An 11,230-nucleotide genomic window follows, 5' to 3' on the forward strand; every position below is an offset into this window, starting at 1 on the left:
CCGCGTCGCGCACGATGGCGAGGTCGGTCGGCGCGCAGATCACGCCGTCGACGCCGGCGGCGCGGGCGTGGCCCACGCGGCGGGCGATCAGCCGTTCCGGCGTGTCGGAGAAGCCGGCCTCGGCCACGTCGGCGGCGTCCCACGAGGTCAGAACCGTCACGCCGAGCACCTTCAGCCCGCTGTCGCCGCGGCCGGCGGCGGCGGCCTTCAGCGTCTGGGGATAGGAGTGCACGGTGAGGAAGGTGGCGCCGAGCCGCGCCACCTGCCGCGTCGCCTTCTCCACCGTCTGGCCGATGTCGTGCAGCTTCAGGTCCACGAACACGTTCTTGCCGGACCCCGCCAGCCGCTCCGCCAGCACGAGGCCGCCGGCCAGCGCCAGCTCGAAGCCGATCTTGTAGAAGGTCACCGTGTCGCCGAGGCGGAGCACCATGGCCTCCGCCTCCTCGACGGTCGCGACGTCGAGCCCGACGATCAGCCGGTCGCGCACGTCCCGCACGGTCATGCGAAGCGTCCGGCGTGCTCGACCAGACCGCCGACAACGGATTTCAGGAAGCCGGCGGTGCGGGGGTTGGCGAGGCCGCCTTCGGGCGTGAACGCCTCGCCGGCGTTGCCGACCGCCACCATCTCCGGCAGCACCAGCGCGCCGAGGCCGAGTTCCATGTAGGCGCGCAGCTGCGTCAGGCCGCGATAGCCGCCCATGGCGCCGCCGGACACCGCGCCGAGCGCGAAGGCCTTGGTCTTGAACGCGGGCAGCGGCGGCTTGCCCTCGAGAGTGACGCGCGACATCCAGTCGAACGTGTTCTTCAGCAGCGGCGTGAAGCTGGCGTTGTATTCCGGGCTGACCACGAAGGCGCCCTGCTGCGCGACGAACAGATCGACCAGCGCCTTGGCGGCGTCCGGGATCCCTTCCGCCGACTGCAGGTCGCCGTTGTAGATCGGCAGCGGGTAGTCCTTCAGCGAGATGTGCGACACCTCGGCGCCCGCGTCGCGCAGCGCCTCGGCCGCGACGGCGGCGAGCTTCTCGTTGATGGAGCCCGAGCGGATGGATCCGGCCAGCACGACGATCTTGGGGGCGGTCATGGCGTTTCCTCACGGCTTCGCGCCCGCGGCGACGGCCGCGCGACGACAGGCTTCCTTACGGCAGGAGCGAAGTCCGTTTCAACCGCGCGGGAGGATCAGGCCGAGCGACGGTAGGTCCAGACGCGCGCCGGCGGCAGGTTCATCCACACCCGCGGCGAGCCCGCGGTGGTGATGCTTCCGATCGCCTCACGGGGGATCGGCGGCACGAGGCCATAGGTGAACTGGATGAAGGGCGCGCCCGCGCGGGACATGTCGAAGCACTGCTCCAGCAGCGCCACGCGCTGGCGCACGGGCTTGGTCAGCAGCGGCAGGCTGGAGACGGTGGCGGTGAGCGGCGCGTCCACGAGGCCGGCCAGCGTGTCGCGCGCGGCGTAGCCGTCGCCCTGCACCACCGTCGCGCCCGGAAAGCGCCGGCGCAGCAGCGGCACGAACTCTTCGTTGAACTCGATCAGCACCAGCCGCTCGGGCGCCACGCCCCGCTCCAGCAGCGCCTCGGTGACGGGGCCGGTGCCGGGCCCGATCTCCAGCACCTTGCCGTCGTGCTCCGGCTCCACGTAGCGCGCCATCATCCGGGCGAGCGCCTTGCCGGAGGGACTGACCGCGCCGGTGACGAGCGGCTTGTCGAACCATGACTTCAGGAAGCGGGCCTCGTCGGCCAGATCGATGCGCTTGCGGGCGGACCCGAGGCGCCGCTGCGAAGTCCGGGCGGGTTCAAGCATATGGGACGGTGCTCCGGATCGTGACGCGGCGCCGATGATGCGTTCGAGTCTTACGACAAACAAGATAGCGCGGTTGTGACAAGTGCGCCGACGTCACGTTCCGCCGAAAAACTCCTTCACCCGGCTGAAGAAGCCGTTCGACTCCGGATGGTTCGCCTCGGAGGCCTCGGCGGCGAAGGCCTCCAGCAGCTCCCGCTGGCGGCGGGTGAGCTTCTGGGGAATCTCCACCACCGCCTGGATGTACATGTCGCCGACCTCCTTGGAGCGCAGCACCGGCATGCCTTTGCCCTTGAGGCGGAACTGCATGCCGGACTGGGTGCCCTCGGGGATCTTCACCTTGGCCCCGCCGCCGTCGATGGTGGGCGCCTCGAACGAGCCGCCGAGCGCCGCCGTCGTCATCTCGATCGGCACGCGGCAATAAAGGTCCGCGCCGTCGCGCTGGAACAGCGGGTGCTGCTCGATCGACAGGAAAATGTAGAGATCGCCGGACGGGCCGCCCCGTGTCCCGGCCTCGCCCTCGCCGCTCAGGCGGATGCGGGTGCCGTCCTCGACGCCGGGCGGAATCGCCACCTCCAGCGTGCGCTCGCGGGTGATCTTGCCGGCGCCCGAGCAGGCGTCGCAGGGATCGTCGATGATTTCGCCGCGCCCGCCGCAGGTGGGGCAGGTGCGCTCCATCAGGAAGAAGCCCTGGCTCGCCCGCACCTTGCCCGCGCCGCCGCAGGTGCCGCACTGGCGGGGCTTGGAGCCGGGCTTGGCGCCCGTGCCCGAGCAGGCCTCGCAGGTCACGCTGGTGGGAATGCGGATCTGGGCGGTCTTGCCGAGGAACGCGTCCTCCAGCGAGATCTCCATGTTGTAGCGCAGGTCCGCGCCGCGCTCGCGCCCGCCGGAGGACCGACCGCCGCGGCCGCCGCCCCCGCCGAAGAAGCTCTCGAAGATGTCGGACATGAAGTCCGACATGTCGGCGCCGCCGGGCCCGCCGCCGCCGAAGCCGCCGCCCTGCTCGAAGGCGGCGTGGCCGAAGCGGTCATAGGCCGCGCGCTTCTGGGGGTCCTTCAGGCACTCGTAGGCGGCGTTGACCTCCTTGAACCGGGCCTCCGCCTCGGGGTCGCCCGCGTTGCGGTCGGGGTGCCAGCGCATCGCGGACTTGCGGAACGCGACCTTGAGCTCCTGCTCGGTCACGGTGCGCTCCACTTCGAGCACTTCGTAGAAATCGCGTTTCGACATCCGTCCACCCGTCCCGGACCGCGCCGCTGCGCGGTCGGACACCGTCATCCCCGACGGCGGCCGAAGCCCGCCCCCGACGATCCAAGCCTTCGTCCGGCGTTCGCGCGGCGAAGCGCCCGGACCATGCGAAAACGGCCCCCGACGCGCGGGATCGCGCGCCGGAGACCGCCATGATTGCCGTCAGATCACGCGGACTTCTTCTTGTCGTCCACTTCCTCGAAGTCGGCGTCCACCACGTCGTCCTTCGGCTGCTGGCCGCCGGCCGAAGCGCCCGCATCAGCGGAAGCGCCCTCGCCCTGCTGGTACACCGCCTCGCCGAGCTTCATGGAGGCCTGAAGCAGGACGTTGGTCTTGGCCTGAATGGCCTCCACGTCGTCGCCGTTCAGCGCCTCGCGAAGCTCCGCGATCGCCGCCTCGATCGCCGCCTTGTCGCCGGCCGGGGCCTTGTCGCCAAGGTCGGTCAGCGTCTTCTCGGTGGAGTGGATCAGGGCCTCGCCCTGATTCTTGGCCTCCACGCCCGCGCGGCGTTTCTTGTCGGCCTCGGCGTTGGCCTCGGCCTCCTTGACCATCTTCTCGATGTCGGCGTCCGACAGGCCGCCCGAGGCCTGGATGCGGATCTGCTGCTCCTTGTTCGTCGCCTTGTCCTTGGCGGACACGTTGACGATGCCGTTGGCGTCGATGTCGAAGGTCACCTCGATCTGCGGCATGCCGCGCGGCGCCGAGGGAATGCCCACGAGGTCGAACTGGCCGAGGATCTTGTTGTCCGCCGCCATCTCGCGCTCGCCCTGGAACACGCGGATCGTGACCGCGGTCTGGCCGTCCTCCGCGGTGGAGAAGGTCTGGCTCTTCTTGGTCGGGATCGTGGTGTTGCGGTCGATCAGGCGCGTGAACACGCCGCCGAGCGTCTCGATGCCGAGCGACAGCGGAGTCACGTCCAGCAGCAGCACGTCCTTCACGTCGCCCTGCAGAACGCCGGCCTGGATCGCGGCGCCGATGGCGACCACCTCGTCCGGGTTGACGCCCTTGTTGGGCTCCTTGCCGAAGAACTGCTTCACCACCTCCTGGATCTTCGGCATGCGCGTCATGCCGCCGACCAGCACCACTTCGTCGATCTGACCCGCGGAGAGGCCGGCGTCCTTGAGCGCGGCCTTGCACGGCTCGATGGTGCGCTGGACGAGATCGTCGACCAGGCTCTCGAACTTGGCGCGGGTGAGCTTCAGCGTCAGGTGCTTCGGACCCGTGGCGTCGGCGGTGATATAGGGCAGGTTGATGTCGGTCTGGGCGGAAGACGACAGCTCGATCTTGGCCTTCTCGGCCGCCTCCTTCAGGCGCTGAAGGGCGAGCTTGTCGTTGCGCAGGTCGATGCCGTTCTCCTTCTTGAACTCGTCGGCGAAGTAGCTGACGAGCCGCATGTCGAAGTCCTCGCCGCCGAGGAAGGTGTCGCCGTTGGTGGACTTCACCTCGAACACGCCGTCGCCGATCTCGAGGATCGACACGTCGAAGGTGCCGCCGCCGAGGTCGTAGACCGCGATGACGCCGGCGGATTTCTTGTCGAGGCCGTAGGCGAGCGCGGCCGCCGTCGGCTCGTTGATGATGCGCAGCACCTCGAGGCCGGCGATGCGGCCGGCGTCCTTGGTGGCCTGACGCTGGGCGTCGTTGAAGTAGGCCGGGACGGTGATGACGGCCTGATCGACCTTCTGGCCGAGATGGGCCTCGGCCGTCTCCTTCATCTTCTGCAGGGTGAAGGCGGAGATCTGCGCCGGGGAGTAGGACTTGCCGTCCGCCTCGACCCAGGCGTCGCCGTCGCCGCCGGCCACGATCTTGTAGGGGACGAGCTTCTTGTCCTTCTCGACGGTCGGGTCGTCGAAGCGGCGGCCGATGAGGCGCTTCACCGCGAAGATGGTCTTGTCGGGGTTGGTCACCGCCTGCCGCTTGGCCGGCTGGCCCACGAGGCGCTCGCCGCCGTCGACGAAGGCGACGATGGACGGCGTGGTGCGCGCGCCTTCGGAGTTCTCGATGACCCGGGCCTGCGACCCGTCCATCACGGCGACGCAGGAGTTGGTGGTTCCGAGGTCGATGCCGATGACCTTGCCCATGAGTCTGAAGTCCTCTCTCACGCGTTAAGCGAACCGGAGCGGCCCCGTAGCGACCTTGCGCACGACGCCCGTTGGGACGAGATGCGGCCCGCCGGTTCCTTGAAAAATCCGCGATTTCGCGGGGTCGGCGGGTATATAAGGAGGCGATTTCGGGGCCGCAAGGCGGGAGATGACACGGGCGTGAGCGGTTCGAATTCGAACGATCCGGACGCGCCCGCCGCGCTCCCCCTTCCGCTCGGGCGCGCCAGCGCGGCGGAGCCGTTCACCTGCCTCGGCGCGCGGGTCCATCCCGGTTATCTGGACGCGGACGCCCAGCTTGCGCTGCTCGACGCCTTGCGGGAGGCGGTCCGCGACGCGCCGCTGTTCACCCCGACCATGCCACGGACGGGACAGCCCTTTTCCGTGCGGATGACCAATCTCGGCCCGCTCGGCTGGGTCTCCGACCGGGACGGCTACCGCTACCAGCCGACCCATCCCGAAACCGGCCGGCCCTGGCCCGCTCTGCCGCCGCTGCTGCTCGACGCGTGGGCCGCGCTCGGCGGCTACGCCCATCCGCCCGAAGCCTGTCTCGTGAACTGGTACGCGCCGGGCGCCCGCATGGGGCTGCATCAGGACCGGGACGAGCAGGACTTCGACGCCCCCGTGGTGTCGCTGTCGCTGGGCGATTCGGCGCTGTTCCGCATCGGCGGGCTTAAGCGGAACGACCCGACGCGCTCGTTCCGGCTCCATTCCGGCGACGCCATGACGCTCGCGGGCGAGGCCCGCCTCGCCTTCCACGGCGTCGACCGGGTGATCGCCGGAACCTCCGACCTGCTGCCGCAGGGCGGCCGCCTGAACCTGACGCTGCGCCGCGTGACGCGGCCGTGAAGGGGGCTCTGCTCAGCCCCTCTTCGTCATGCCCGCCGCAGGCGGGTATCCACGACTTCCTGTACCCGCGAGCGGCCCGAAGTCGTGGATGCCCGAGACAAGCTCGGGCATGACGAAGAGGGCAGCGGCGCACGCGCGAAGGCGCGGGCAGGACGGCGTAGCTCACAGAATCGGCCGCACGCAGTCCCTCGGCTCCACCCGGCCCTCCCAGTCGCGGGGATAGCCGAGCGAGACCTCGTGATAGGCGACGCCGGCCTCGCGCTTCACGCCCCGCATGTGGATATGGCCGTAGATGACCGCGCAGGCGTTGAAGCGCGTGGGCCAGTCGCGGGTCAGGGTCGTGCCGCACCAGGGCGCGAAGCGCGGAATGCTCGGCAGGCGCACGTCCTGAGGCCGCAGCGGCCAGTGGTTGACGAGCACGGTGGGCAGCCCGTCGGCGCAGGCGGCGTCAAGCCGCCGCTCGGTCTCCGCGCAGCGCGCCCGGCACCAGGCGGCGCGATCGAGATGGGGCGCCGGATCGAGCCGCACCTCGTCCACGCTGCCGATGCCGTCCTCGCGCGCCCAGAGGATCACGTCCTCCAGCGCCACGTGGTCCGGCCGGAAACTGTAGTCGAACAGCGTGAACAGCGGCGCGATCCGCACGGTCCGGTCCCCGAACGCGACCACCGGATAGGGGTCCTCCGGCGTCAGCACGCCCCGCGCCCGGCAGAGCGCCGCCATGCGCTCGTAGCGCTCCACCCCGCCGGGCGAGGAGCGCGGCAGCCGCCAGAGCTCGTGGTTGCCCGGCGTCCAGACGAGCTGGGCGTAGCGCGGCTGCAGCGTGTCGAGCGCGAGGTTCAGATGGTCCTCGGTTTCGCCCACGTCGCCGGCCACGATCAGCCAGTCTTCGGGCCGCGCGTCGAACGTCGCCAGCGCCGCGCGGTTCACGGCGGAGGACAGGTGAAGATCGGAGACGGCGTAGAGCTTCACGCGGCCTTGACGAAGCTGTCGACCACGCGCTTGTGCCCGGCCTTGTCGAAGGCGACGGTCAGCTTGTTGCCGTCCACCTCCACCACCGTGCCGGTTCCGAACTTCTGGTGGAACACCCGCGCGCCCTCCGCGAAGGCGGAGCGCGGCGCGGAGGACGAGGCCACCAGTTCGCCCTCGATGGTGAGCGGGCCGCCCCGGCGCGCGCCGGGACCGGGCGAGGCAGCGGCGCGGTTGTCCTGCGCCCGGCGCCAGCCCGGCGTGTCGTAGGTCGAGGTGAAGGGCTCCGCCTTGTCGAAGCGGCTGGCCCCGTGGGCGCCGCCCATGCCGCCATAGGACCCGCCGCCGTACGCGGCCGGGGCCTCGACCACGTCCACGTCGGTTTCCGGCAGCTCATCCAGGAAGCGGGACGGGATCGACGACTGCCACAGCCCGTGGATGCGGCGGTTGGAGGCGAACCACACCTTGGCGCGCCGCCGGGCGCGGGTCAGCCCCACGTAAGCCAGCCGCCGCTCTTCCTCGAGGCCGGCGCGGCCGCTTTCGTCCAGCGCCCGCTGATGGGGGAACAGCCCCTCCTCCCAGCCGGGCAGGAACACGGTGTCGTACTCGAGCCCCTTGGCGGCGTGCAGCGTCATGATGGTCACGGCGTCCTCGCCGCGGCCGGAATCCACGTCCATCACCAGCGACACATGTTCGAGGAAGCCGCGCAGGTTCTCGAACGGCTCCATGGAGCGCACCAGCTCCTTCAGGTTTTCGAGCCGCCCCTGCGCCTCCGCGGACCGGTCCTTAGTCCACATGTCGGTGTAGCCGCTCTCCTCCAGCACCCGCTCGGCGAGCTCGGACTGGGGAATGTTGTCCACCAGCGCCGCCCAGCGGTCGAAGGCCTGCACCAGCTCCTTCAGCGCCGCCTTCGGCTTCGGCTTGAGATCCGGCCCCGCCACCAGCCGCCGGGCGGCCTCCAGCATGGGAACCTCGTCGGCGCGGGAGCGCTCGGTGATCTGCTTCAGCGCCGCGTCGCCGAGGCCGCGCTTCGGCGTGTTGACGATGCGCTCGAAGGCGAGACCGTCCGCCGGGCTCGCCACCACGCGCAGATAGGCCATGGCGTCGCGGATCTCGGCGCGCTCGTAGAAGCGCGGGCCGCCGACCACCCGGTACGGCAGGCCGAGCGTGATGAAGCGCTCTTCGAACTCGCGCATCTGGAACGAGGCCCGCACCAGAATGGCGATCTCGTCCAGCGTGTGGCCCTTGCCCTGCAGCGCCTCGATCTCGTCGCCGATCTGGCGCGCCTCCTCGCCGGAGTCCCAGGCGCCGGCCACCGTCACCTTGTCGCCAAGCTCGATCTGGGGCTTCAGCGTCTTGCCGAGGCGGCCCTGATTGTGCGCGATGAGATGGGAGGCGGCGTTCAGGATGTGGCCGGTGGAGCGGTAGTTCCGTTCGAGCCGCACCACCTTGGCGCCTGGAAAATCCCGGTCGAAGCGCAGGATGTTCTCCACCTCGGCGCCGCGCCAGCCATAGATCGACTGGTCGTCGTCGCCGACGCAGGCGAGGTTGGATGAGCCCCGCGCCAGCAGCCTGAGCCACAGATACTGCGCCACGTTGGTGTCCTGATACTCGTCCACCAGCATGTATTTGAAGCGGCGATGGTACTGCTCCAGCACGTCCGGGTGCTCCCGGAACAGCCGGATCGGCTCCAGCAGCAGGTCGCCGAAGTCCACGGCGTTGAGCTGCTTCAGCCGGGCCTGATAGATGGCGTAAAGCTCGGCGCCGCGGCCGTTGGCGAAGCTCTGGCCCTCGCCCGCCGGCACGTCCTTCGGCGACAGCGCCCGGTTCTTCCAGCCGTCGATGGCGAAGGCGAGCTGGCGCGCGGGCCAACGCTTGTCGTCGATGTTCTCGGCGGAGAGCACCTGCTTCAGCAGACGGATCTGGTCGTCGGTGTCGAGGATGGTGAAGCTGGAGGCGAGCCCGGCCAGCTCCGCGTGGCGGCGCAGGATGCGCGTGCCGATGGAGTGGAAGGTGCCGAGCCACTGCATGCCTTCGGCCGCCTGCCCCAGCAGCTTGCCCACGCGCTCGCGCATCTCCCGCGCGGCCTTGTTGGTGAAGGTGACGGCGAGGATCTCGTAAGGCCGGGCGAGGCCGAGCGCGAGGATGTGGGCGATGCGGGTGGTGAGCACCCGCGTCTTGCCGGTGCCCGCGCCCGCCAGCACCAGCAGCGGCCCGTCCAGCGTCTCCACCGCCTCGCGCTGCTCCGGGTTCAGGCCGGAGAGGTAGTCGGCCGTCGCCGCCGGCCGCGCCATGGCGGCGGCGCGGGCAGCGATGCCGCCGGGGCGCGGCGCCGGAACGACGTCGTCCGCCTCGGACAGCGGATCGAACGGATAGGCGGAGGATGCGGACAACGGCGTCGGGTCTTTCGCGGCGATCGGATCAGGAGGCGCGCGCGCCGATTCGGCTGAGCGCGCGATCAGCGCTCAAGATGGCGCCCCACGGCGCCGATTGCGAGGCCCTGCGTTCGCCATAGGTTCCTGTCAGCGCGCCATGCCCACCGCGCGCCCGCGCCAGTCGAGCGCGGCGGTCGCCTCCCGGTCCTGCGCCACCCGCGCCGCGATCAGCGCCTGAAGCTCGTCCGGGAACGGCGTCACCCGCCGCGTCGCGATCGACACCGACAGGGTCACGCCCTCGACGGTCGTCACCACCGCGCCGTCCGCCGTCCGGAGAAGCTCCACGGTCCAAATGACGCGCTTGGCGTCCGCCTCCGTGAGCAGCACCCGGCCGACGATCTCGTCGCCCGCGTGCATCTCTGCCAGATAGCGCACGTGCATCTCGCCGGTGAAGGTCGTCAGGCCATAGGTCGCGCCATACTCGTCGGGGCCGGCGCGGAAGGCGGAGAAGGCGAGGTCGATCGCCCGGTCCACCAGCACGAGGTGATAGGCCATGTTGACGTGGCCGTTGTGGTCGAGAAAGGACGGCTCGATCGCAAGCGGCGGCGTTACGAAGGCGCTGTCGGTCATGGATCCCCTGGCCGGGCTGTTGGACGTGGCCGCGGTTAGAGCCCAGCGGGCCGTGAAAAGCGACTCCGGACGGGCGCGGAGCAGGAGCGCGTTTCGTCACTCCACCCGGAGCCGCGCTTTCGTGTAACGTCCGCCGTCCCTCCACGCCTTGCAACGGAAGCTCGTCGTGAACAACACGCTGACCGCACTGGGGCTTGCGCTCGTGCTCGCGCTCGCCGCCGCGCTGGTGGGGCCGCTGTTCGTGGACTGGAGCGCCTATCGCGACGAGGTGGCGCGGCAGGCGGGCGCGCTGCTCGGCGCGCCGGCGACCGTCGCCGGCCCCGTGGACGTGCGCCTGCTGCCGAGCCCTTACCTGCGCGTGCGCGGCCTGTCGGCGGGCGACGGCGAGGGCCGGCTGATCGCCGACGAAGTGGAGCTGACGCTCTCCATCGGCGCGCTGCTGCGGGGCGATCTCAACGCGGAGCGCGTGCGGCTGGTGCGGCCGCGGCTGCTGCTCTCGGTCGGGGCGGACGGCGCCGTGCGCGCGCCGCGCGGTCCCGGCGCCGGCGCCGGGGGCGAGCGCATCTCCTTCGCCCGCGCCGAGATCGAGGACGGCCGGGTGGAAATCTCCGCGCCCGCCGGGCGGGTGACGATCTCCGCCGTCTCCGGTTTCGCGGAAGCGGGCTCGCTGAAAGGTCCGTTCCGCTTCGAGGGCCATGCGGCCAGCGCGCTCGGCCCCGGAACGCTGCGGCTCTCCACCGGCCGGGCCGACGCCGCCGGAAACCTGCGCCTCAAGCTGTCGGCGGCGCTGGACGGCCGGCCCGAGACCTTCGATCTCGACGGCGTGCTGACGCTCGCCAAGCGCCCGCGCCTCGACGGCCAGATCGTGCTGGCGCGGCCCGCCGGGCGCGACGGCGCCGGGCCGCAGCCCTGGCGCGTGGGCGGAAAGATCGCCGGCGACGCCGAGCGGCTTCAGCTCTCCGCGCTCGATCTGCGCCGGGGACCGGAGGAGAAGGCCCTGAAGCTCGCGGGCGACGGCGCGCTGACGCTGGCGCCGAAGCCGCGGCTCGATCTGGCGCTCGCCGCCCGCCAGATCGATCTCGACCGCACGGGGAACACCACAGAAGGCGACGGCGCGGCCGCCCGGATCGCGGCGCTGGGCGAGGCGCTCTCCCCCTTCGCCCGGCCGCCGCTCGACATGGCCGTGACGCTCGATCTCGCGAGCGTGGTGGCGTCCGGCGACGTGGCCCGCGGCGTGACGCTCGATCTCGCGGCGGAGGGCGGCCACTGGCGG

General features: G+C 70.9%; 10 protein-coding genes. 2 read left to right on the forward strand and 8 right to left on the reverse strand.

Annotated elements, in window-relative coordinates; translation table 11 throughout:
• The 5 genes from pyrF to dnaK form a co-directional block, all read right to left on the reverse strand.
• Window positions 1-502, reverse strand: a 502-nt coding sequence (pyrF, locus tag ACFQ4O_RS11050; protein WP_378775750.1) for an orotidine-5'-phosphate decarboxylase, incomplete at its 3' end; no start/stop codon positions are given.
• The gene (locus ACFQ4O_RS11055; protein WP_378775751.1) at window positions 499-1,080 is read right to left on the reverse strand and encodes an NADPH-dependent FMN reductase; all 582 of its coding nucleotides are present in this window, start codon (window positions 1,078-1,080) and stop codon (window positions 499-501) included. The genes ACFQ4O_RS11055 and pyrF, both read right to left, overlap by 4 nt.
• Before the next feature lie 95 nt (window positions 1,081-1,175).
• On the reverse strand, window positions 1,176-1,799 hold the full coding sequence (locus ACFQ4O_RS11060; protein WP_378775752.1) for a class I SAM-dependent methyltransferase: 624 nt from the start codon (window positions 1,797-1,799) through the stop codon (window positions 1,176-1,178).
• A gap of 93 nt (window positions 1,800-1,892) precedes the next feature.
• Window positions 1,893-3,023 (reverse strand): molecular chaperone DnaJ, encoded by a 1,131-nt coding sequence (gene dnaJ, locus ACFQ4O_RS11065; protein ID WP_378775753.1) that lies wholly within the window; start codon window positions 3,021-3,023, stop codon window positions 1,893-1,895.
• Between the two features lie 185 nt (window positions 3,024-3,208).
• Window positions 3,209-5,119 (reverse strand): molecular chaperone DnaK, encoded by a 1,911-nt coding sequence (gene dnaK / locus ACFQ4O_RS11070; RefSeq protein ID WP_378775754.1) that lies wholly within the window; start codon window positions 5,117-5,119, stop codon window positions 3,209-3,211.
• 180 nt (window positions 5,120-5,299) lie between these two features.
• Here dnaK and ACFQ4O_RS11075 point away from each other — a divergent pair, with 180 nt between their 5' ends.
• On the forward strand, window positions 5,300-5,986 hold the full coding sequence (locus tag ACFQ4O_RS11075; RefSeq protein WP_378775755.1) for an alpha-ketoglutarate-dependent dioxygenase AlkB family protein: 687 nt from the start codon (window positions 5,300-5,302) through the stop codon (window positions 5,984-5,986).
• 162 nt (window positions 5,987-6,148) lie between these two features.
• Here ACFQ4O_RS11075 and ACFQ4O_RS11080 read toward each other — a convergent pair whose 3' ends face one another.
• From ACFQ4O_RS11080 to ACFQ4O_RS11090, 3 genes are all read right to left on the reverse strand, one after another.
• The gene (locus ACFQ4O_RS11080) at window positions 6,149-6,955 is read right to left on the reverse strand and encodes a metallophosphoesterase family protein (protein ID WP_378775756.1); all 807 of its coding nucleotides are present in this window, start codon (window positions 6,953-6,955) and stop codon (window positions 6,149-6,151) included.
• Window positions 6,952-9,312: an ATP-dependent helicase gene (locus ACFQ4O_RS11085; protein WP_449289000.1), complete on the reverse strand. Its 2,361-nt coding sequence runs from the start codon at window positions 9,310-9,312 to the stop codon at window positions 6,952-6,954. Before ACFQ4O_RS11085 ends, ACFQ4O_RS11080 begins: the two co-directional genes overlap by 4 nt.
• Window positions 9,313-9,474: 162 nt before the next feature.
• Window positions 9,475-9,957 (reverse strand): acyl-CoA thioesterase, encoded by a 483-nt coding sequence (locus ACFQ4O_RS11090; protein ID WP_378775758.1) that lies wholly within the window; start codon window positions 9,955-9,957, stop codon window positions 9,475-9,477.
• Between the two features lie 166 nt (window positions 9,958-10,123).
• Between ACFQ4O_RS11090 and ACFQ4O_RS11095 the strand changes: the two genes are divergently transcribed.
• Window positions 10,124-11,230 (forward strand): AsmA family protein (locus ACFQ4O_RS11095; protein WP_378775759.1); only part of this gene is annotated, 1,107 nt, incomplete at its 3' end.

The sequence above is a fragment of the Methylopila musalis genome, assembly GCF_042679725.1.
Classification (GTDB): domain Bacteria; phylum Pseudomonadota; class Alphaproteobacteria; order Rhizobiales; family Methylopilaceae; genus Methylopila; species Methylopila musalis.

Excerpts from the sequence above, each read along its gene's own strand:
- ACFQ4O_RS11055 (WP_378775751.1), bottom strand. The coding sequence starts at position 1,080 with ATGACCGCCCCCAAGATCGTCGTGCTGGCCGGATCCATCCGCTCGGGC.
- ACFQ4O_RS11060 (WP_378775752.1), bottom strand. The coding sequence starts at position 1,799 with ATGCTTGAACCCGCCCGGACTTCGCAGCGGCGCCTCGGGTCCGCCCGC.
- dnaJ (WP_378775753.1), bottom strand. The coding sequence starts at position 3,023 with ATGTCGAAACGCGATTTCTACGAAGTGCTCGAAGTGGAGCGCACCGTG.
- dnaK (WP_378775754.1), bottom strand. The coding sequence starts at position 5,119 with ATGGGCAAGGTCATCGGCATCGACCTCGGAACCACCAACTCCTGCGTC.
- ACFQ4O_RS11090 (WP_378775758.1), bottom strand. The coding sequence starts at position 9,957 with ATGACCGACAGCGCCTTCGTAACGCCGCCGCTTGCGATCGAGCCGTCC.